The following is a 22,815-nucleotide window of genomic DNA, read 5'->3' as shown; positions in this document are numbered from 1 at the left end:
TTTAATATTTTCTATCTTTATTTTTACAGAAAAATAAATTACATTATTAAAGCACATATATTTATTATTAGGGGGATTCTTCTATGAAGAATAAAAAATGGGTTCAATTTTCTTTAGCAACAGCAATTACAATCAGTTTAGGAAGCGCTTATGTTCCATCTACTTATGCCGAAAGCTCTGTAGATCCAGCTCCTGAAATTGCTGCAAAAGTTGTAAATCAAAACAATGGGAAGAAAGTATTATTCGATAATACACACGGTCAAACGGCCGGGACAGCTGATTGGGTTATTGATGGCGGTTTTTCTGATTTCGGAAACGGCATTGCCCAAAACGGATATCATGTAAAAGAACTTCGTAAATCAACATCTATTACATACGACGATTTAAAAAATTACAATGTATTTATCGTTCCCGAAGCAAATATTCCTTATAAAAAATCTGAGCAAGACGCAATGTTACAATACGTGAAAAATGGCGGCAGTATTTTCTTCATTGCCGATCATTATAATGCAGATCGTAATAAAAACCGCTGGGACTCCTCAGAAGTGTTCAATGGATATAGACGCGGGGCATGGGATAATCCAGCAAAGGGAATGTCTAATGAAGAAACAACTTCACAAGCTATGCAAGGAGTAGAAAGCTCTGATTGGCTATCCGATAATTTCGGTATTCGCTTCCGTTACAATGCACTTGGTGATGTTTCAGCTAAAAATATTGTCTCACCTGCACAATCATTCGGAATTACAACTGGCGTTTCATCTGTAGCAATGCATGCCGGCTCTACTCTTGCGATTACAAATCCAAAACTAGCGAAAGGCCTTGTATATCTTCCAGAAAATCCATCAAAATGGAATAACGCTGTTGATAGCGGCGTTTATAACGGTGGTGGCGTTGCAGAGGGTCCTTATGCTGCCATTTCGAAAGTTGGCCTTGGAAAAGCAGCCTTTATTGGTGATTCTTCTCCTGTTGAAGATGCTACGCCAAAATATGTTCGTGAAGATTCAGGTCAATCAAAGAAAACTTATGATGGTTATAAAGAAGAAAACGATGCTGTTCTATTAGAAAACATCGTGAATTGGTTAGCGAAGCAAGAAACATTTACAAGCTTAGATCAAGTGAGTGGTTTACAGCTTGATGCACCTACAGCTCTACAAACATTTGAACAACCAAGTTTATCAACAGAACCACAACCAGAACCTTGGAGCGCACCAAGTCAAGGTTACCAGTGGTTCAATACAAATACTTTCAAACCAGGTTCATACGGCTATAACGGTGCAGTGACAACGAGTGATTACGTAATTACGCACCCTAGCATTCTACCAAACAATGAAGTGTTCCAAATGAAGATTCAAGTAAATAACTTATTACCAAATACAACGTACAATAATTATTCTTTAGGTATCTTCACAACTGGCGGAACACAGGTGGCAAAAGTTCAAAATACAAATGGCACTTGGCCATCTTCTTTCGGATATAGCAGTGCATTCTCTTTCATCACAAATAACCAAGGATCTGCTGAAAAAATTGTGAATGTACAACTTGATCCAAATACAACTGGACAAGCAACACTTCGTCTACGTCAAAATACGACAGCGAAATATAGTGAAACTGTAACGATTAATAAAAAATAATGAAAAAGGCAATCCGGATATGGATTGCCTTCTTTTCACTTCTCTTCTTTTGAGAAAAACATTCTTGAAATAACGATACCTATACTACCAACGATTAAGAATAACACCGCCCTGATCATCATCGACACCTCTGGTAGGTCGAGAAGGAATAACTTCCCTACTGTTACTACTAATACGACTAAGCCAGCATATAATATTTCGTTCATCTGTCTATAACGGCCAAACCAAACTGCAAATAACGCATATACCATCCATAATAACGATACAGATACGCTAATTATACTTCCATCTGTAGAAAGAACTTCACCGATCCTAGTAATTGTAATAAATACAATGACCATTAACGAGTAGAGCGCTATGGAATAAACATATTTACCAAAACTCGCTAACACTTCTTTCGCTTGTCTCATGCAATAATAGAACGTTCCTATCAAAATAACATGAGCGACAAATCCTGCCGAAATGAACTCATCAAACGGACTAAAAATCGTCTGCACCATTCCAATGGCATAAATCGTTACACTTACATACAATTTAATATTTTGCTTTACTTTAATAGCAGTAACCATACCAAGGAAACCTTGTAACAATAATACGATTGCTGCATTCACCAAACTGTACTCGTATAAAATCGCTAAACTAAATGACCCCATTGCAAAGCCAAATATTAGATTTGTAAATACAGAATGTTTATTCTTCCTATATTCAAGTGCGAACATAACAACATGCACGAATGCACTTATAACTAATCCCCACGTTGTAAATTCAGGAATTTGAGAAATGGCTAAAATAAAGAAAACTGCATTCGCACTAAATATCGCCAATCTTGCTTCTTGTATAAAACTTCTCTCCGAAAACATATGCCAAAATAATAGTAAATGAATTGCGCCGTATACAACTGTTAACTGTACTTGCACATTCTCTACTAATATTGACATAACAGCAAAGAAGACAAATAGGACAATTGCCGCCACAACATAAGAAATCATATACAAGTACTTATAACGGTTTCTCAATGCATACCATAATAGACTAATTGTTAATATCGTCTCATAACTAAAGAAAATATACGTATTAGGAGTCGTACTATTTAACAAGAAAGGAACAAAAAATGCTCCTACCGCCACGAAAATAGCGAGATATTCCGATCTATATCTTTTCGCTAAATAAATCCCTGAAATAACCCATATAATGTTGCAAATAAACGCAATACTTGCAGGAATAAATTCATATAAATAATGTGCCGCAAACGTTGTTAAAACAATTCCCGTAATACTTCCTCCAGCTAATACTAACCCTAACGCTTGCCGCTCTCTTTTAATTTGTATATCTCCTACATAATACAAACCGGCAGATAGTACGATGCCAAACAGAACCCGTATCGCTGGTGTTAACAATCCGGCATTTACCCCTGCTTTAAATAACCAAATAACGCCAAGTAGCATAATACCGACAAATATGCGTGGTAACCATGTTTGACAAAACTTTATAATATTAAATGGTTCTGGTTTAAATGCAGATATATCTACTTGTTTCACCTCTGGCTCTTGCATGGACTTCCTCTTCTTAACAACATCTTCTTGTAACTTTTCATTACTTACTGCTTCAATATATTCTTTCTTTTCCTTATTAACATTTTGTTGAACTTTATCTACTTCTATTTTTCTTTGTTTCGCTTTCAATTCATAAAGTGTCTCTTGCATCGTTTCAATTGCCGTTTCGAGCGCTTCTATTTTCTTATTTAAATCCTCCTTCATACAATCCCCCCTCATCATCGATTTTTCACTTGACCTATATATTACCAATTACCTTTATCATACTCTTAGTCTATTCATTTTCAATACTATTTTTCCCAAAAAAGAAAGGTGTTTTCCCAAATAGGAAAACACCTCTTACTTATTTCTTCTTATTTATAGCAATACTAACAATTACACCGAGGCAGACACCTACAAATGCCGGAACAATCCATCCTACACCTTCTGTATAAAACGGAAGAATTTTTAGTAGTGGTGTCCATTTATTCATCAGTACACTTTTGTTTAAAACATCAATCGCACTAAATGCCGCTACGAGCCCAATCGTTACCGAATATACGTATACATACTTCCCAATATACTTATGGAATAACCCTAAAATAATAAGCGTTAGTGCAACTGGATAAATAAATCCAAGAATCGGTACCGATACTTTTAAAATTTGCGTTAATCCTAAATTAGCTAAAACCATACTAACAAAACTTAATATAAATGCCCAAGCTTTATAAGATACTTTCGGAAATACACTTGCGAAAAATTGACTACACGACGTAACAAGTCCGATTGAAACGCATAGACAAGCGACAGTAAAAATAAGGCCTAATAAAACTAACCCACCTTGTCCAAATAATGTCGTCATAACTTGTGCTAACACTTTCGCACCGTTATCAAATGTACCCAATGAACCACTAATTGAACCAACATATCCAAGAATGACATAAATAATAGATAATAAAAGCCCTGCTCCAATACCAGCAATACTCATATATTTCGCTAAACCTTTATCATCCTCTACACCTTTTGCACGCAGAGCATTTGCAATAACAATCCCAAAGATTAAAGCCGCTAATGCATCCATCGTTAAATAACCATCTAAAAATCCTTGAAACATAGGAGCTTGTCCATAATTTCCTGTAGGCTCTTTCACACCGCCTACTGATGTAAACATACTTTTTATAAATATAATGGCAATCATACATAATAATAAAGGCGTTAACACCTTTCCAAACAAGCCCATTAATTTGGACGGAGATAAACTTAACCAGTAAACAATGCTAAAGAAAATAGCCGTGTACAATAACAAAACTACGCTACCCGCTTCTGGGAACAACTGACCTGGTCCCATTTCAAAAGCTAAACTTCCTGCACGTGGTATACCAAGACCTGGTCCAATAAATAAGTACACAATACATGGAAAAATAATTGCAAATGAAGAATGAACCCTGCCCGCTAACGTTTGAAAGCTCCCTGCTTTCGCAATAGCGATAACACCTAATATCGGAAGCCCTGTTGCTGACATAATAAAACCTAGCAATGCAATCCACACATGCTCTTCCGCTTCGTATCCAAGGAAAGGTGGGAATATAAGATTTCCCGCTCCAAAGAACATAGAGAATAACATAAGACTAATAAGCAAAATTTCTTTTTTCTGTAACAATTTCATTTCTTTCTCCTTCTTCAATTTCATCTCGCATGAGATCTATTCCACACGTAGGAAAAACGCGATAATCCGCTTCCTTACAAAGAAAACATAGTCCATAGTCTACCACAAAAGAAACACCCATTCTATATCTACTTCCCTTTTCCAATTTCTTCTGAAAAATCAACCTTTATTGACTTTTAATAGTTAATAAAGTAAAATATTAAATATACAAAACTATTAACTTTGTTTTTTGTTTGTGTCAGGAGGAAAAATCACATGGAATCAACGATGCAACTAGAAAGAGAACAACAAAGAAAAAAGAAACATCCTCCCGGTTTATACTTACTCTTCTTTACAGAAATGTGGGAAAGGTTTAGTTACTATGGATTACGAGGATTATTAACATTATATTTAACAACAGCTTTAGTAAGTGGTGGTCTTGGGTTTAGTCCCGCTTGGGCACTCTCTATTTACGGATTTTATACTGGTGCTTGTTATTTCACACCATTGATCGGTGGATACTTAACAGACCGTTTTCTAGGTAAACGAAAAGCCATCACAATTGGTGGTATAACAATGGCAATCGGTAACCTTACACTATTTGCCTTGCAAAACCAAGCCGGTCTATACCTCGGATTAGCGCTTATTATTATCGGTAATGGATTCTTCAAACCGAATATCTCTACACTTGTTGGAGAATTATACGAAGAGCACGATCCAAAACGTGATAGTGCATTTACAATATTCTATATGGGTATTAACGTCGGTTCATTTTTAGCTCCACTCGTTTGCGGATTTTTATCAGAAAATTTATTTAAAACAACAGTGGACGGTGTTGTTCATTACGGATTCCGTTACGGTTTCTTAGCCGCTTCAATCGGAATGATCATTGGACAAATTTTATTTACAACACTATCAAATCGCTTCCTTGGTGATATCGGTAAAAAACCAACTCGCGATTTGCAAACGGCTGCTGGACAACAAACAGTAGGAAATACACCGTTAACAAAAAAAGAAAAACAACGTACAACAGTTATCGTCATTTTAACATGCTTTGTTGTCTTCTTCTGGGCTGGATTTGAACAAGCTGGTAGTTCGTTAACATTATATACAAACAAATTTGTAGACCGCTCTGTGTTCGGATGGGAAGTTCCAACATCTTGGTTCCAATCGGTCAATCCGTTATTTATTATTTTACTTGCTCCAGTCATTTCAACATTATGGGCAAAACTTGCAACTAGAAAAAATGGGGATTTAAAAATCCCAACAAAAATGGGACTTGGTATGATCCTACTCGGTATCGGTTATATCATTCTTGTTATCGCTACATTAAAAACAGGTAGTGATGAACATAACATTACAGAAAAAGCAAACTTACTATTTATCGTCTTTACGTATCTTTTCCATACGTTAGGTGAGTTATTCTTATCACCTGTTGGACTATCAATGGTTAGCGCACTTGCTCCAGTAAAACTTGCTTCTTTATTAATGGGAGTATGGCTAGCAAGCTCAGGAATCGCCAACATTATAGGCGGACAGCTTGCAAGCTTCACAACTTCACTTGGATATGCTGAAGTATTTACAGTAATCGGAGCTGCAGCAATTATTTTAGGTTGTGTTTTATTATTAATTTCTAAGAAATTAGTGAAATGGATGGATTAAAAAAGATGAGGAAAAATTCCTCATCTTTTTTTTATGCTTTTTTACCTTTTTCTATTGCTTGTTCATACAGATTTTTGTGCTCTTTATATTCACTTGGCACGAAGTTTTTATAGAAAAATGAAAGCCAGCTATCTCCTTTTTTATATCCTTCTTCTCGGATTTCTGCTGCCTTTTTATTTGATTTAAATCCTTCCGTAAACCATTTCTTTAATGATTCGTGTTTTTCATACTTAGCAGGAACTTTCAAATCATAATTTTCAAATGCATATGTATATCCAGCTTTTTTCGCCATTTTTTGAGCAAACTTATATCCTGTTTCATACGCGGTTTCATATGCTTTCACATATGTATCCTTTTCAGTATTTCCAGGTTTCTTTTCAGCTAATTCTTTACCAGCCTTTTCACCAAGTTCCGCTTGTTCTTTTTCAATCTTTTCGGTTCTCTCTTTATTACCTACTTGGAAACCTTCTGCAAAGTTCACCTTAAACTCAGGAGTAATTTGACTATCGTCCATTGCTTCTTGTGCTAACCCTCGCTCTTTACCTTTTTCAAAATGCGCTTTTTTCTGTTCTTCTAAAGACCATGCTACAGCATAAGTAGTTGTAAATGCTTGTTTATATGCATCTGACTTTCCAGCTACATGTCCTTCTGCATTGTTTTTTCCTGCTTTAAAATCTGTCTCACCGTTTTTTTGCCCTTCAGCTTGTCCCTTTTCAGCCTCAGCTTTACGCTGCGCTTCCTCTTCCTTACGTGCTTCTTCTGCTTTGCGTTGTTCTTCTGCAGCACGCTGTCTCTCTTCCTCTACTTTGCGCTGTTCTTCTGCAGCGCGCTGTCTCTCTTCCTCTGCTTTACGCTGTGCTTCTGCAGCACGTTGTTTTTCTGCCTCAGCTTTACGCTGCACTTCTGCTTGTCTTTCAGCTTCTACAGCACCATTATTATTTTGGCTAGGAGCTGGACTCGTTGCACCACTACTAGAAGCTGGTTTATTGTGATAATGATATTCCCCGTACTGCAATCCCCATTTTTCACAATTTGTACGACACGTATGTCCACCATTAGCATCTGTACGTCCTGGATGTGCATAAGCAGAAATTGGCGCTACCAATAACGCTACGCTTGTTGTTAAAAGAAGTCTTTTTACTTGCTGTTTCACTTTTGTTCCTCCCAAAATCTAGATTCATTACTTTATTATATAAAAATAGAAAAATACTTAAATACCAACTAAAATATTCTTTTATTTCTAAATGTTAGATAAAAAAAGAAGGTTCACTCTTTAAAGAGTGAACCTTCTTTTTTCTTTATTTCTTCGCCTTTGTTCCTACTAGATCACCCGTAATAACAAAACGCTTAGAATTATCCTTAACAGATACACATGTAATAAGTGTTATCTCATCTTTCCCATGATCCTCTACAACTTCCCATTTATCAGGAGTCACTTCAGATACACCGGTAACAGTATACTCATACTCATTTGCATTGTCATACAAATAAATTTTATCGTTCTTCTTTAAAGTTGATACATCACTAAATAAAACACCTTTTTTTGACATATTATGCCCTGCAAGCGCATAATTCCCCTGTCCCATTACTTGATTTTCTCTTACAGTTGCCGCACCTGATAATAAATTCTTTTCAGTCGACGCTTTTAAAACAGGAAGTTCTAATGAGATGCTCGGAATTGAAATACGACCGATTACTTGTTTTTTATCTAACGATGCACTCGCTACTTCTGCCAAGTCTGGTTGATTAATTTTTGAAGCATCTACAAATTCCGTGTCGTGCTTTTCATATTCCATCTTTTGAACAGCTTGTACATTCGCTGTCTGTTTCGTCTCTGCCTTATATCCATCATAAAATGGCTTTCCGATTAATACACCACCTACAACAAATAGAAGGATTGCTATTATACTATAAATTCTTTGCTTATTCATATACAATTCCTTTCCGTTACAAAATCTTACTCTATATAAAATGATAAGACAATATTGCTATATGTACAAGTGTAAGCTTAAAAAGAAACCTTCTTGCATATGCAAGAAGGTTTCTTTTTAAGCCAATTTATTTCTGTATAGGGATACGTGGAAGACTGTCATTTGAATAAAGAAAATAGAAAATAGAATATACAGCGGGTATCCAGGAAGATATTCATTAATAAGAGGCGAAAGAGTTAAAAATCCAACTGCACAAGGTAACACATACCATAACGAAACAAAAGTTGTTCGACAAGCTTTCTCCGTAATTGCTTTTTCACGTTCATCTTCTAACGGAAACAATAATGGATAAATCCAAAAAGATAAATTCTTGTATTTTTTCTTTTGCATTCTATAAAAAATTGTAACTATAATAGCCCCAATAAATAATAAAACGAATGGTACTCCATTAAACCATACTTCAAATGGGAATTTCTCGTTTTTAATTATATCTGCGAGCTCTGTGACCACATTATAAAGTTCAACAAATGTCCAGCATGCTAGTGCGCTATAAAATACATTTATGATATATGAAGCAACAAGTCTATTCATTCTCTTCCCCCTCCTTATTTAAAACAAACACATCTTCCATCTTTAACTGGAACACATCACAAATCGTTAACGCTAGTAACAATGAAGGAACGTAATCCCCTTTTTCAATTGCAGCGATCGTTTGTCTCGTCACCCCAACCTTTTCTGCTAATACACTTTGCGAAAAATTAAAGCGAGCTCTTAATTCCTTCACCCTGTTTAAAATGGTCATTTTTACCACCTCTTACCATTATTGTATGCTACTCTTAACAAAATGTACACTTAACTTAACATTATTTTTACAAAAAAATCCAACTTTACGTATTGTAAAGTTGGATTACGTTTTAGTTTAAAATTGTAACTTTAACACTTCTTCTGCCCCAATTATTAGCTGTAGCTGAATCTGGCATTAATAAATCAATTATATGACCTTTAATCGCACTACCAGTATCTCCAGCAATCGCCGTACCGTAATTTTCCACATATACAGTAGAACCTAATGGAATCACAGCTGGATCTACAGCAATTAGTTTCATGTTTGGATTTGCAGTCAAATTATGTCCTAACTTAGACTTTACAATTTCACCCGGTTTATAGCCATTTTCAGATGGATCAGCTGTATAAGCAGTTGCTGTTACATAAAATTCTTTTCCACCTTGAGCTGGTTTTGGATCCGGCTTAGCTGGTGTTGTATCTTTAGCTACAGGCTCTGCCGGCTTAGCTGCCTGTTCTTCTTTTTGCTTAGCTGCTGCTGCCTTCGCTTTTGCCAACTCTTCTTGCTCAGCCTTTGCAGCTGCTTCAGCTTTTGCGCGCTCTTCTGCTGCAATTCTTGCTGCTTCTTGTTCACGAGCAATTGTTTCTTGTACTGCTTTCATATTTGCTTCAACTTTTGCTTTCTCTTCCGCTGCTAAATTAAGTTGGCTTGCAATCTGATTATATTTAGCTTGAACCGTTTGTAAGTTATCTTGACGTTTTTTCAAGTTATCTTGCAAATCTGCTTGTGCTTTTGCTAATTTTTGCTTATCTACTACTAAAGATGCTTCTTTTTCGTCAATTGCTTTTTTATCTTCTTCAATTTGACGAAGATCTTGTTCTTGTAGACGTAAAATTTCTTTATCTGCTTCTAGAATAGTAGTAACTGCGTTCATACGTTGTATGAAATCTGCAAAGTTTTTTGATTCTACAACAACTTCTACTACTAAACTCGTATTTGAGCTATTTTGAACAGAAACCATACGTTTTTTCATAATATCCTTACGAGCAAGGACTTTATCTTCTAAAACGATAATATCTGCTTTTTTTTGTTCAATCTGCTTATGTGTTTCATCGATTTTATGTTGAATAGCAGCTTGATCCTCTTTATTTTTTGCAATTGTATTATTTAAATTATGTAGTTCATTTTCGATACCTTGAATTTCTTTACTAACAGCTTGCTTCTCTTGCTCTTTCTTCTGCATATCTGCATCGTTTTGCTGCAATTGCTGTTGCATGTTGTTAAGTTTCTCGTCGTTTGACTCTGCTTTTACAGCGACTGTACTAGAAAGAACGATAATTCCTGCTACTACTAGACTACTGATTCGCTTAAAATAGTTCATAATCCGACTCCCTTCTTATACAGTTATACATGATTTATTTTACAGTTTGTTTACAGAACCATTAAATACAGTTTATTTTTCATGACAAAAAAAAGGGAATTATGAATAAAATGTAATAGATTCTTAAATATTTAACAATTCCTATATTTAAAAATTATAAAAGATGCTAAAATCCAAATATAGAGAAAATATAACTTCTAAAGGCGGTTGAGATAAATACATGTTTACTCAAAAGAAAGCACTCCAACATAAAATTGATCAATTAGAAAATCGTATACATGAGCTAGAAACAGAATTAAAACAAAAAGATATTGAAAACCAAGAGACTATTTCTTCTATCCACGACCGTGTACAAAGCGTTGTTCAAGAGCATCAACTTGTAAATAACCAGCACCATACACTCCAAAATTTAATTCAACAATTAAACTCATGTTTTGAAAATGTTTCAACACGTACGACACATTCCAATGAATTAAATAGTGAAATGTTACAAAAAGAACAAAGCTTAATTCAGTCTATTGAAGAAATTATCGATTGCTCTAATGAAGGAAAAGAATCTGTTCACCGTTTACTCATTGTAATTAATAAATTAGGTGAACAATCTCAGCGCACGTCTAATAGTATGAATCATTTAAGTGAACGCTCAAAAGAAATCGAGCAAATTGTAGAAGTAATTCAAAACATTGCTGCGCAAACAAATTTATTAGCGTTAAATGCAAGTATTGAAGCTGCACGTGCTGGAGAGCATGGAAAAGGATTCGCTGTTGTTGCCAATGAAGTAAGAAAACTAGCAGAAAGCACAGCGGAGAGTACAAAAAACATTGGCAATTTAACGAAAAAAATCCAAGAGGAAATTGAAAAAGCGTACGAAAATACAAAAGATAATTTACATTTAGTTGATGAAGGTGTAGAAATGAGCGCCGATACTAACGCTAGAATTGAAAATATTTTAATAATGATTCAAACATTACAAAGTGGCGCTACAAATGTTATTAAAGCTATCGAAAACCAAAAATCTTGTAATGATGATATATTACGAGAATTTGCAAATACACAGCAAATGTTCCAAAAATTAAATACTACTATTATGAATCACATTCATGATGCTGAAAAAGTCGATGTTCAATTAACTAAAAGTCTTCAAGAAACAGTAGCTTCTCATTAATAATAAAAATCCCTTATACCGGTATAAGGGATTTTTATTATATTTCGAATATTTATTTCTTCTCAATATTCATCCTCTCTTTTGCTATAATGGAAAAGTTGTTTCTTTCGACTAATAAACAAGGAGGTTATTATGGAACAATTTTACTACATTTTAAAATATTTAATTCTTGGTCTGTTCCAAGGGCTAACAGAGCCAATTCCGATTTCTTCAAGCGGTCACCTCGTTTTAGCACAGCATTTGCTAGGACTAAAAATAGAAGGGTTTAGCTTCGAACTACTTGTTAATTCAGCTTCATTATTAGCTGTATTACTTATTTATAGAAATGATTTAATTCGTCTAAAGAAGAATGGTCTATCTTATATATTTACAAGAGCAGAAGACGCAAAATCAGATTTCTTCTTTATTATTTACCTTGTTATTGCAACCATTCCAGCAGGTGTTATTGGAGTTTTATTTAAAGATTATATCGACCACTATTTAAAAGGTGTGAAAATGGTTGGAATTTCCCTTCTTATTACTGCTATCGGTCTTTGGATTATTCGAAACTTGCGTGGGCGTAAAAATGATGGCGACCTTTCTATGAAAGATGCAATCATTATTGGTCTAGCACAAGCTTGCGCACTAATTCCTGGTATAAGCAGATCAGGTGCTACAATCGTAGCAGCAATGTTACTTGGTATGAAGCAAGAAACAGCTCTTCGCTTCTCCTTCTTACTATACATTCCTGTTAGCTTAGGTGGTTTATTGTTAAGTATTACAGACATTGCAAACGATCCAAATTTAGATACATTACTTGTACCTTATATTGTTGCTTTCATCGCAACATTTGTCATGACATATATTTCATTAAAATGGTTTATGAACATTATGGCAAAAGGAAATTTAAAATATTTCTCTTTCTACTGTATTATCGTAGGTGTGCTAACTATCATTTTCTTATAAAGTGAAACTTTAATCAGTGAGGGTTTTGTTCATCCCCCACTGATTATTAGCCTTCACCAATCGGGCTTTTACGGGCAGTTGATCTCCCACCTAACTTCTTTGCTCGGGCCGAATTTTGAGGTGGGAGTTTTACTGCCCACAAATAGCGGGATAAAAAACCTCTTACTGCCCCCGTATAGTAAGAGGTTTTTCCTTATGCATAAACTTTCTTTTCCTGACAATACAAGCGAATAACATGTGTATTTTTTTGAAATAAATCATGTGTTAAGCGAATAATAATAAAATTTCGTTTTGTATTATCATCATGAACAAAAATCTGTTCTCCCTCCTGAAAACGCCATGCGCTTTCAAAAGTTGTAATATGATCCCCGCTTACCGAAAAAAGCTCATATTGCATATCATGTACCCTCTTTCAACTTGTATAATCACAATATCTTTATATTAAACTTATTATAACTTAATCTATTTAAAATTTGTAATTTTTTCTATTTCGAGCTATTTCAACTTTGTTTTAAATTCTTTTAAGCGCTATAATGATAAACGAAATTTCATTGAAAGGAGCTTCATTTTGACTGCATATTTATTTCCAGTAAAAACAGCTTTTATTTTATTTCCTATTTTAGCAATGTTTCTATTAATTCCTTTTTTAATATTTAATTATCGAAAATACGGTTATTTAAATAAATGGCGCTCATTTATTTTATACTCATTATTACTTTACTTATTAAATGCCTATTTTCTTGTTATTTTGCCGTTACCACAAACGTATGATACTTGTAGCCTACAACCCGCTAATACACAGCATATGCAACTCTCACCATTTTATTTCATACAAGAGATTAGTAACCATACATCGGCAATTTTAACGAAACCAACTACTTATTTCTTGTTATTAAAAGAATCTGCATTTTTACAAGTTGCTTTTAACGTTCTATTAACCGTTCCATTCGGTATTTACTTACGTTATTATTTCCGACGTAGTTTCTTACAGACTATTTGTATTTCTTTTTGTCTTTCACTATTTTTCGAGCTAACACAGGTGACTGGATTATATGGTATATATAATTGTGCCTATCGCCTATTCGATATAGACGATTTGTTTTTAAATACATTAGGAGGAATCATTGGTTTTATTATCGCACCAATATTTACGTACTTCCTTCCGAAAGCGAGCGAGTTAGATAGTCATATTGATTTAGAAACGAAACCAGTTGGATTCGTTCGTCGTCTCATTGCTATGCAAATTGATTGGATTTTCTTATCTATCGTTGTACCTTTCATTAAAAACAAAGGGAACTCACTATTTATTTCTAACATCCAATCTTATACAAATGTATACGAACTCCTTTTCATTGCATGTTCAATCTTAATTTACTTTATTATCATTCCATACTTTACGAACGGAAAAACAATTGGGAAAGCATTGCTTCGTATTTACGTTAAAGGAAAATCCGAACATATTACAATGAAGGAATTATTCATTCGTTACGGTATATTCTACTTTATTTTAGGTGGAATCAATTATATCCTTTCTAGTAGCTCTATTTTAAATCATACAGAGCCTTTAGTATTACTGGTTATATTGTTATTCCAATTCGTAATTAACGGGCTATTTATTATTCATGTTTTATTACATGTATTTAGCAGTGATAAATTACTATTTTACGAGCGTATTAGTCATACAAGAAATGCAATTACACTTAAAAAAGCTGACAAATAATAATTTGTCAGCTTTTTTTCATACTCGTAAATAACTTTTCTGTATAAGGGCTTAAAAACATTCCTGTTTCATCTAGTGACTTCCTCATTTTTAGAAACGAATGCAATTCTGGATATATATTTTGTAATTTTTCGTACGTTAACGTATGCATTTTCCCCCAATGTGGGCGCCCTTCATACTTTAGAAAAATTTTCTCCACTTCACCAAAATAAGCGGCATACTTCATACCTTTATACATATGAACAGCAATATACGCTGAATCTCTTCCGTACGCTGGACTGAGCCATATATCATCACCTTTCACATAACGGCATTCAATAGGGAAGTGTACCTTATACTTTTTCTTTTCAATAAGATTTGAAATTTCTTCTACAACAGTCCTCATATACTTTGAAGGAACACTATACTCCATTTCATAAAATGGAACTGTACGTGATGTAGCGAACACTTCATAGCTTACGCCAATTATTTTCGTGTTTGGTACAGCCTTAGCTGATAATCGGCTTACTCCTTTACTTATAGAAGGAAACCATTTACACCCTTTAGATAACAAAGAGAACATCCTATTTTCAAGTAACTCCACCTTTAGTTTATGCCATTTCAAATCACTTTCTTTACTCGTTGTTTCGTTTGTAAATTTCACTTGCACTTCATCTGAATAAGGAAAAACGAAAAATTCAAAATGACGATTCTTCTTATATTCTTCTAGTTTGTTCATTACAGTAGTTAATGACTGTTTTTCGCTTTCATAAACGAGAGAATACGCTGGGATAACCTTCAATTTTATCTTTACAATAATACCTAGCATTCCAAGCGACAACTGAAATGCTTTCCAATATTCGGCGTTTTCGGTTTCTGAACAAACTATACTCTCACCTGTTGATAAAACTGCCGTAATCTCTATAACTTGTGTTGATAAACTCCCAAATGTAACACCCGTCCCATGAGTTCCCGTACTAATCGCTCCTGCAATAGATTGTGAATCAATATCCCCTAAATTTTCTTGCGCATAACCTTTTTCCTGAAGTAACTTCCCTAAATCATGTAACTTTGTTCCCGCCCACACTTCAACAGTCATCTTATCTGCATCAATATTCATAATGCCCTTCAATTCATCTAAAGAAACTAAAATTTCTTCCGTTTGCACGAGAGGTGTAAAAGAATGCCCTGAACCGACAACACGAATTTTCTTTCCTTTTTTTCGTGCAAGCCCCGCAACTTCTACTACATCTTGTATACTTTTTGGATACATCGTATAATGCGGTGTTCCTTCTACATTCCCTGTCCAATTTCTCCATTTTTGTCCCTTTATAGAAAGCATTGTCCATCCCCCCGATATGTTGAATACTCTCCAACAATTTCCCCTTGTTTAATGCGATACAAAACAGGAAAACGCTCACATAACTCTCCAGCTTTACTATGACGAAACAAGATAGAATCTCCTATCGCTACTCGTTCCTCACCGTTATAAAAAATTGGCGTTTGCACTTCACCAGCACCTTCTAAAGCTAATAGTTTTGCACCACCCGGTCGCCAAACCTCAGGCTCTTTATCTTTACCAACTGCACCTGAAGCAATATATCCGCCACCTAGGCAAGTATAAATAAAAGGAGCCGGTTTACGTACAACTGGTAAAGTAAATCCAACGGCTGGCTGAAATTTTACTTCTTTATAATAATCAAACAGTTTAGGAGAGTAAAAGGCGGATCCTACAGTAATCTCCGTAACTGAGTTATCTTGCTCGGTTGTTTTTATACTTCCCGTTCCTCCCCCATTTACAAATCTTAGTTCACTACCAAGGTTTTGTATTTCTTTTACGATACGTCCTCTTCTTTCTTTAACCTCTAACACTGATTTCTTCTTTAAATACGAAACCACTTTACTTTTCATCCATTGATTCGGTATATGATCCCCCACCCCGGCAATTTGAGCTTCATATCCCATTACACCATCTAGTATTAAATATGATGAGCCCTTCACCTTTTCTACTATTTTCAAAGCGCTCTGCACATCTTTTACCGGGGATCTTTTTACACCAAAATGAAATTTTAAAAAACGGCTACTCATATCAATATCCAAACAAACGCGAAAACACCCTTTAGACTTCTCAGCAATTTTTTCTAAATAAACAATATGGTCTTCACAATCCACCATACAAGTTATAATGAGCCCTTGCTTTGTTAGCAAACTAATTTCATATAAAGCTCTTTCATCATAAGCAGGATATCCGAGCAGTAGATCATTAAATCCTTGTTCAATTAAAAACAAAGCTTCTCTAGGAGAAAAACACATAATACCTTGAAAGCGATTATTTGCAGCTAAAATCTTTTTCATAATTGGAACAGAGCGTAATGATTTACTCGCTATACGAATCTTCTTATCTCCACTTAACTCTATAATCGATTGAATATTCCTCTCTAAAGCCACTTCATCTAAAAATGCACACGGTAATGGGACTTCCTTAAAAATTCCTCTATCCACATTTTTCTCTCCTCTTCTATATATGTCTTATACATATTGGAAAGAAAGAATGATTTTCCTGTTTTCAAATAAAAAAAGTTTCTTCTTTACGAAGAAACTTTTTTTAGGCTACTCTACTTCATAGAAATAGTCGCCTCTACTGGATAATGATCCGAGTAATCATTATATGTATATTTTTTGAGCCATGACGTAACAGTCCATTGTGGCGATTTCGACTGTAACACCTTATTCTCTATATACGATGGATTAGCATGGTCCTTACTTGTAATAATATAATCTAAATACTCGGCAGGACTATCGGGGAAGTTATATTTCGCAATACTGTTTGTCGTCGCATCCCAAGTTGCAGTATGTCCAGTATAAGATGGAATAGAAGCGTGCAATGTTTTGAACATGGATGCGTACTCTGAGTCACTATTGTTCTCAGCATTTATTTTATTCACATTCATATCACCACCAATTAACACATAATCGTTATTTGGTATATTTTTATTTTTAATAAACTCTTGAATTTCTTGTAGCTGTTTTGTACGTACAGATGCCGGCGAAGTTTTTCCACACATACTATCTTCAGCTTGTAAATGAGTCCCAATTACATGCACAAAACGATCATTTTTCTTAACTTTTGTGTATACAAATCCTTTATTTGATAAGTTATCTGGTCCACAGCCTTTTTCGAATACATATTGAATCTTTTCAACAATTGGCCATTTACTCACAATCGCTACACCTCCATCTTCAGGAGTCGAAGATGAATAGTTGCCTAACGTCTTATCCCACTCGCTTCCACTACTACGACCTAATACTGCCGTTTGATTTGGATATTCTTTCTTCAAATTTCCTAATAAGCGATTTGAAGCACTATTATCAAACACTTCATTTAATATAACAACATCTTGATTTTTCATATAATCCGCTGCCCCAATTAAATCCGCACGCTCATTTTGTCCCCAGTTTGGATATAAATTCGTTGATAACATATATACATTATGGGTCATTACTTTTAACGTATCATTTTGATTTGTAGACATTTCTGCTTGAGCTGAAGATCCACTATATAAAGCTCCTAAACCAATACCAAAGCTAAGTACACCTTTTAGCAATTTACCTTTCACGTTTCATACCTCCATGTACTGTGTAGTGATAAAAAGGCCAAATACTCTATTCTGAGATTTGACCTTTTTCAAATATTTAACGATTTCCGTACGTATCAAACCAAAGCTGGATGTATCCAGCAGTAACACGTTGTGCATCCATTAATCGCGTACCTGTCATTGGTGTAACTTCAGCGCGCCATTTATCTGCATATTCTTGTGATACAGCTGCTTTCACGAACCAATCTTTCGTATTATCATTTACAATGCCAGAGTAATCTTGTTTCGCAACTACTGCCGCTCCATGAATCCAATCTTCTGGATTTGTACCTTTCCAGTTCCAATATCCATTTCCATCCGTTACTTTATAATTATCTTTTATCGTATCTACAAAGTTTTCATATTTAGAATGGAACCCTTGTGGATACGAAAGATTTGTAAAGTTTGCTGCATGCATCGGTTGATTTACATCCCCTAAATAATGAAGAGATAACCCCAAATAGAAGAATGCTTGTTTCATATCTTTATTTTTGTATGACTCACCTGCTAATTTGAAATATTTAGCTCCAGTTTCCTTTGCCTGCTTTGCAAATGGAATATAAGTTTTTCCATTGTCAGGGTCATAGAAGTGTGAAGCAAATGTGCTATTATCATAATAAGGATTTTCATAGTCAGCAGCATAAATACCGTTCTCTAACTCCGTACGCCATTCATTTAATAGTGCAACTTGATCTTGTTTTACAAGTGTTGTATTACGAGACATAATATCCATTGCACGGTTTACAATCCATAAATGAGAGTTTACGCCTTCTTTATGCTTATCTTCAGCAGACCAGCGCGGAATAACTCCAACTCTCTGTCCTCCATCGTTTTCATGAGCAAATGCAACGCTTTGTAATGGCGCTACTAACGTAATAGCTGCTGCTAAAGCAAGAACTTTCTTTTTCATCTGAAATCCTCCATTTTATAATTGAATTATTGTTCATATTTTTTTAGGATCCTATGATGTCTTCCGGTTAACCTATGACTAGAATATCCCACCTTTCACAAAATTTCTATCAATAAATTAAAATATGCAAATGTTCATATTACTATAACTTTATACATAGTGAACGTAATGAATGAATACACTTACATTGTAATAAAGTATTGTTAAGCTACTGCAAATAATTTTCTAAACTAATGTAAAAAAAGAGTAAAGCGATTAACTGCTTTACTCTTTTTTTCTTTTCGATAATATACTTGGCAGTTGCACATTAACTGCCAATTTATGAATAAATCCAAACACTAATCCAATCCCGATAAATATGTATAAGATCGTAAATACCTTTCCAAAATCAGTTTGCGGACTAAAATTCCCATCACCGACAGTCGTCAACGTGACCACACTAAAATATAAAGCGTCAAGAGGACGTAATCCTTCAACTGTACTATAAAAAATCGTCCCCGATGTTAATGTCAAAATTGTTAATACGAATAACACTTGAAACTCTTTATCTTTCCATGCTCGTAAACAGGCTCTTAACATCCGTTTCAATGTCAACATAAATGAAAGCATTGGACTTCCCCTTCCAAACAAAAATACCTTTAGTTAAAGGAAAGTCTATCACCTTTCAGTATAGAAAAAAAGTAGCCCTTTTCTATTGTATATTATTTAGGTGAAACAAGAATTTTCACTTGTTTTTTATCTTTTACAAGTGCTTCAAAGCCTTCTTCAACAACTTGGTCCACTGTAATTTTTTTCGTAATTAATTTCTCTGCTTGAATTTGGCCAGAGCTAATTAATTTAATAACAGCTGGGAATATATGACGATATCCAAGAATACCGATAACTTCTTTTTCTTTTAATACAAGGTTGTTCGGAGTAATTGTCGCATCTTTTTCCCACACACTAACAATTACAGTTTGGCCTTCAAAACTTGTACTTTCAATTGCTTGACGAAGTACAACTTCAACACCTGTTACTTCAAAGCTAACATTTACACCTAAACCATTTGTTAAGTTACGAATTTCTGCTAGTACATCTTGAGTTACTGGATTTAATACGTAATCAGCACCTGCTAATTTAGCTAGCTCTTGACGTTCTTTAGAAAGTTCCACTGCGATAACAGGAGTTGCTCCTGCTGCTTTAGCTGCTTGGATAACAAGAAGTCCAATTGGACCACAACCAAATACTGCTACAGCTTCCCCTTCTTTTAATTTACTTTGACGTACTGCATGAACTGCTACTGCTGCTGGTTCTACAAGCGCACCTTGTTCATACGTCATTTCATCTGGAATATGATGAACCATATCTTCTGGTACTACTGTATATTCAGAGAAACCACCGCCGTCTCCACCAAGACCGTGGAAAACAAGTTGTTCACAAACATTGTAATGTCCATGTTTACAAGCTTCACATTTACCACAAGAATAAATTGGTTCTACAACAATGCGGTCTCCCACTTTATGAGATGTAACTCCTTCACCAATTTCTACTACCTCACCACTAAACTCATGACCTAAAATAACCGGTGCTTTTACGTGTGTTAATGGATGTTCTTCTGTTGGAATAAAAATAGGACCTGCTAAATATTCATGCAGGTCTGTCCCGCAGATACCACACCATTTAACTTTAATTTTCACTGCTCCTGGTCTTACAGTTGGTTCTGGTACTTCTTCTACTCGTACATCATGTTGATTATGCCAAAGTAATGCTTTCATTTTATACATCCCTCTCTATGTATATACTTAACCTGGTGAAGTTTACAAATCTATTATAATACTTTTATCCATATATTTCAAAAAACAATCTCATTTTCACTAATTTTTAACAAATAACGTTCAATATTTTGTCACTTTGTACTTTTTTCCACATCTGTTAATTCAATTTCATTGCGGTTGAAATTAGCATTATGCCATAATAGCATAGGAGAGGTGAATATCGCTTGAAATATTTTATTTACTTTATTGTTATCGTAGCGTTTTTAGATACATTTTCACAATTACCTATTATGAGTACTTTCGCTCAAAGCCTTGGAGGAACCCCTCTTGTTATCGGGCTAGTTGTCGGTATGTACTCATTCGCTAATATGATCGGTAATATTATTGCTGGAGCCGCTGTTGATAAATTTGGTGCAAAAAAAATCCTTTATATAAGCATGGGAATTACGAGTTTCATAGTCTTGTTATACACCGTTGTTCAAAGTGGTGAACAACTATTAGTTGTGCGCTTTATGCACGGTTTTAGTGACGGATTTTTAATTCCTGCTGCCTTTACGTTTTTATCAAAACAAACAAATTCAGCAAGGCAAGGTAAGGCAATGGCTCTATCTGGTGCTGCTGTTGGAACAGCGGCAATCGTAGGACCTGCTTTCAGCGGCATTATGAAAGCAACAGCTGGTATAGAGTGGGTGTTCATTACCATTTCGATTTTAATGGTCCTTGGTACAATCGTATCTCTATTCTTCTTACCAAATAACGTATCAAGGAAAGATACATCAAGAACACAAATGATGAACAAAGAAGATATGATTGAACTATTGAGATCTGAACCGTTATTACAAGCATATATTGGTGCTTTCACACTCATGTTTTCACAAGGGATTGTCACTTATATGTTACCAGTAAAAGTTGAGGCGTTAGCACTTAAAGCATCTACAACAGGCATGATGTTAAGTGTATTCGGAATTACCGCTATCCTCTTCTTCTTACTGCCAACAAATCGCATTTACGATCGATTTAATCGTTCAAAACTAATGCTAATCGGGATTGCAGTAATGGCACTAGCGTTATCTTTACTCGGATTATTTGCAACAAAAGGCATGCTCTTTATCGTTATGATGATTTATGGAATTGGATTCGCTATCCTCTTCCCAGCAATTAATGCTTTACTTGTTGAAAATACAACAGATGGTAACCGAGGGAAAGCATTCGGATTGTTTTATGCATTCTTCTCGTTAGGAGTTGTTGCTGGCTCCTTTACAGTCGGAGCAATCGGGGCATCACCTAGCGCTAGCTTTGTTATCGGAACTGCATTCTTATTAACATTTGCTGGCATGATTTATGTAAGAAGCAAAGTGAAAAAGACAATGATGGGGTAGCCCATCATTGTCTTTTTTTTAAAATGCATATTGATATAATCCGTAATATAACGGAAAAGTTGGGATAATGCCAATTAATTTAAATATAAAAGGTAATGGCTCATCTTTCTCTTCATATAATCGTAAAACAAAAACTGCAGTTAAAGTCCAAATGATGCTAAACACAAAGATGCATTGCCAAACGATCGGTGTTTGAAACATCCCTCTTACTAACGAAGTAATAGCTAATATCGCTACAATTACTAAATAAATTTTCCACAACATAATGATAATCTCCTATTCAATTCAACTTTTAACTTTCAACAAACCATATTTAATGAATAATATGGCATTATATTTTTCATAGAAATAATACAACGGATAACAAAATAAGAAGAAAATAAGTACGGTTGGTACATGATCTACAATAGAAAAATGTTTTCCTAGCAATTCTTTAATACTCTCTCCAATAATAATAAACAGTGGGATAATACAAATTGCCGCTAATATTAAACATGGTGTTATCCTCATTTCTTTCAGCTTTACCTTACAATGCGGACACCTTAATGAAAAAGGATGTGGGATATCGATAATATGTTGTGCAGTAATAATCTCTTCACATTGTGGACATGCAATTGTTTCTTTCATTTATAACTCACTCCTTTCTGTCATTAAAAAGGAGCTCTATCCAATAGAGCTCTTTTTTCGCCTAATATATTACTTTTGTGTATAGCCAAATAACAATGTAAATAAATTGCACTGTAAAAGCAATGCTACATCTCT

21 protein-coding genes and 1 pseudogene are annotated in these 22,815 nt (G+C 34.8%); 6 read left to right on the top strand and 16 right to left on the bottom strand.

All coding sequences use genetic code 11. The features are described from left to right. The first annotated feature begins 83 nt into the window (after positions 1-83). A complete protein-coding gene (locus tag MHB76_RS03385) occupies positions 84-1,631 on the top strand; it encodes a DNA-binding protein (RefSeq protein WP_078173808.1) in 1,548 nt (515 codons plus the stop codon). A gap of 35 nt (positions 1,632-1,666) precedes the next feature. On the opposite strand, the gene MHB76_RS03380 is transcribed toward MHB76_RS03385, so the two are convergent. Both MHB76_RS03380 and brnQ1 read right to left on the bottom strand, forming a co-directional pair. Then, on the bottom strand, positions 1,667-3,388 hold the full coding sequence (locus tag MHB76_RS03380; RefSeq protein WP_078173809.1) for a DUF2339 domain-containing protein: 1,722 nt from the start codon (positions 3,386-3,388) through the stop codon (positions 1,667-1,669). 139 nt (positions 3,389-3,527) lie between these two features. After that, positions 3,528-4,829: a branched-chain amino acid transport system II carrier protein BrnQ1 gene (gene brnQ1 / locus MHB76_RS03375; RefSeq protein WP_254866009.1), complete on the bottom strand. Its 1,302-nt coding sequence runs from the start codon at positions 4,827-4,829 to the stop codon at positions 3,528-3,530. Between the two features lie 255 nt (positions 4,830-5,084). On the opposite strand from brnQ1, the gene MHB76_RS03370 reads away from it, so the two are divergent. After that, complete coding sequence (locus tag MHB76_RS03370; RefSeq protein WP_078173811.1) at positions 5,085-6,470, top strand: peptide MFS transporter; 1,386 nt, start codon at positions 5,085-5,087, stop codon at positions 6,468-6,470. Between the two features lie 31 nt (positions 6,471-6,501). Here MHB76_RS03370 and MHB76_RS03365 read toward each other — a convergent pair whose 3' ends face one another. The 5 genes from MHB76_RS03365 to MHB76_RS03345 form a co-directional block, all read right to left on the bottom strand. Then, positions 6,502-7,623, bottom strand: a complete 1,122-nt coding sequence (locus MHB76_RS03365; protein ID WP_078173812.1) for a YHYH domain-containing protein — start codon at positions 7,621-7,623, stop codon at positions 6,502-6,504. Between the two features lie 145 nt (positions 7,624-7,768). Beyond that, on the bottom strand, positions 7,769-8,401 hold the full coding sequence (locus tag MHB76_RS03360) for a class A sortase (protein WP_002159273.1): 633 nt from the start codon (positions 8,399-8,401) through the stop codon (positions 7,769-7,771). Between the two features lie 117 nt (positions 8,402-8,518). Beyond that, complete coding sequence (locus tag MHB76_RS03355) at positions 8,519-8,992, bottom strand: DUF2178 domain-containing protein (protein ID WP_078173813.1); 474 nt, start codon at positions 8,990-8,992, stop codon at positions 8,519-8,521. Beyond that, on the bottom strand, positions 8,985-9,203 hold the full coding sequence (locus tag MHB76_RS03350; RefSeq protein WP_000154012.1) for a helix-turn-helix transcriptional regulator: 219 nt from the start codon (positions 9,201-9,203) through the stop codon (positions 8,985-8,987). The genes MHB76_RS03355 and MHB76_RS03350 overlap by 8 nt, the downstream gene beginning before the upstream one ends. 112 nt (positions 9,204-9,315) lie before the next feature. Then, entirely contained in the window at positions 9,316-10,566 is a 1,251-nt protein-coding gene (locus MHB76_RS03345) for a 3D domain-containing protein (protein WP_078173814.1), read from the bottom strand. A 646-nt stretch (positions 10,567-11,212) separates the two neighbouring features. Between MHB76_RS03345 and MHB76_RS26255 the strand changes: the two are divergent. Together MHB76_RS26255 and MHB76_RS03335 are read left to right on the top strand one after the other, a co-directional pair. Then, positions 11,213-11,731: pseudogene (locus MHB76_RS26255) on the top strand (methyl-accepting chemotaxis protein); the annotation flags it as partial. 132 nt (positions 11,732-11,863) lie between these two features. Then, entirely contained in the window at positions 11,864-12,676 is an 813-nt protein-coding gene (locus MHB76_RS03335) for an undecaprenyl-diphosphate phosphatase (protein WP_340985674.1), read from the top strand. Between the two features lie 193 nt (positions 12,677-12,869). On the opposite strand, the gene MHB76_RS03330 is transcribed toward MHB76_RS03335, so the two are convergent. Next, positions 12,870-13,073, bottom strand: coding sequence for a hypothetical protein (locus MHB76_RS03330; RefSeq protein WP_078173816.1), 204 nt, complete (start codon positions 13,071-13,073; stop codon positions 12,870-12,872). Positions 13,074-13,244: 171 nt separating this feature from the next. On the opposite strand from MHB76_RS03330, the gene MHB76_RS03325 reads away from it, so the two are divergent. Beyond that, positions 13,245-14,396, top strand: coding sequence for a VanZ family protein (locus MHB76_RS03325; protein ID WP_078173817.1), 1,152 nt, complete (start codon positions 13,245-13,247; stop codon positions 14,394-14,396). 7 nt (positions 14,397-14,403) lie between these two features. On the opposite strand, the gene MHB76_RS03320 is transcribed toward MHB76_RS03325, so the two are convergent. The 6 genes from MHB76_RS03320 to bdhA all read right to left on the bottom strand — a co-directional run bounded on the left by MHB76_RS03320 (position 14,404) and on the right by bdhA (position 20,674). Continuing rightward, positions 14,404-15,717: a D-arabinono-1,4-lactone oxidase gene (locus MHB76_RS03320; RefSeq protein ID WP_078173818.1), complete on the bottom strand. Its 1,314-nt coding sequence runs from the start codon at positions 15,715-15,717 to the stop codon at positions 14,404-14,406. After that, on the bottom strand, positions 15,705-16,877 hold the full coding sequence (locus MHB76_RS03315) for an amino acid deaminase/aldolase (protein WP_078173819.1): 1,173 nt from the start codon (positions 16,875-16,877) through the stop codon (positions 15,705-15,707). The genes MHB76_RS03320 and MHB76_RS03315 overlap by 13 nt, the downstream gene beginning before the upstream one ends. Positions 16,878-16,990: 113 nt before the next feature. Next, positions 16,991-17,992 carry a sphingomyelinase C gene (gene sph / locus MHB76_RS03310; protein WP_002114147.1) on the bottom strand — a complete coding sequence of 334 codons (1,002 nt, stop codon included), beginning with the start codon at positions 17,990-17,992 and terminating at the stop codon, positions 16,991-16,993. Between the two features lie 76 nt (positions 17,993-18,068). Further along, positions 18,069-18,920, bottom strand: a complete 852-nt coding sequence (cerA, locus tag MHB76_RS03305; RefSeq protein WP_002114146.1) for a phospholipase CerA — start codon at positions 18,918-18,920, stop codon at positions 18,069-18,071. A 264-nt stretch (positions 18,921-19,184) separates the two neighbouring features. After that, positions 19,185-19,529, bottom strand: coding sequence for a potassium channel family protein (locus MHB76_RS03300; RefSeq protein ID WP_002114144.1), 345 nt, complete (start codon positions 19,527-19,529; stop codon positions 19,185-19,187). Positions 19,530-19,621: 92 nt separating this feature from the next. Then, a complete protein-coding gene (gene bdhA / locus MHB76_RS03295; protein WP_078173820.1) occupies positions 19,622-20,674 on the bottom strand; it encodes a (R,R)-butanediol dehydrogenase in 1,053 nt (350 codons plus the stop codon). A gap of 224 nt (positions 20,675-20,898) precedes the next feature. Here bdhA and MHB76_RS03290 point away from each other — a divergent pair, with 224 nt between their 5' ends. Next, positions 20,899-22,053 (top strand): MFS transporter, encoded by a 1,155-nt coding sequence (locus MHB76_RS03290; protein ID WP_002114139.1) that lies wholly within the window; start codon positions 20,899-20,901, stop codon positions 22,051-22,053. 18 nt (positions 22,054-22,071) lie between these two features. Here MHB76_RS03290 and MHB76_RS03285 read toward each other — a convergent pair whose 3' ends face one another. Together MHB76_RS03285 and MHB76_RS03280 are read right to left on the bottom strand one after the other, a co-directional pair. Beyond that, entirely contained in the window at positions 22,072-22,317 is a 246-nt protein-coding gene (locus tag MHB76_RS03285; protein ID WP_078173821.1) for a hypothetical protein, read from the bottom strand. A gap of 21 nt (positions 22,318-22,338) precedes the next feature. After that, positions 22,339-22,680: a hypothetical protein gene (locus tag MHB76_RS03280; protein ID WP_002201770.1), complete on the bottom strand. Its 342-nt coding sequence runs from the start codon at positions 22,678-22,680 to the stop codon at positions 22,339-22,341. Positions 22,681-22,815: the final 135 nt, after the last annotated feature.

The organism is Bacillus sp. FSL M7-1345 (genome assembly GCF_038006985.1).
Lineage (GTDB): Bacteria > Bacillota > Bacilli > Bacillales > Bacillaceae_G > Bacillus_A > Bacillus_A cereus_U.
The sequence above is the reverse complement of the archived record's forward strand: the minus strand, read 5'-3'. Positions and strand labels throughout refer to the sequence as shown.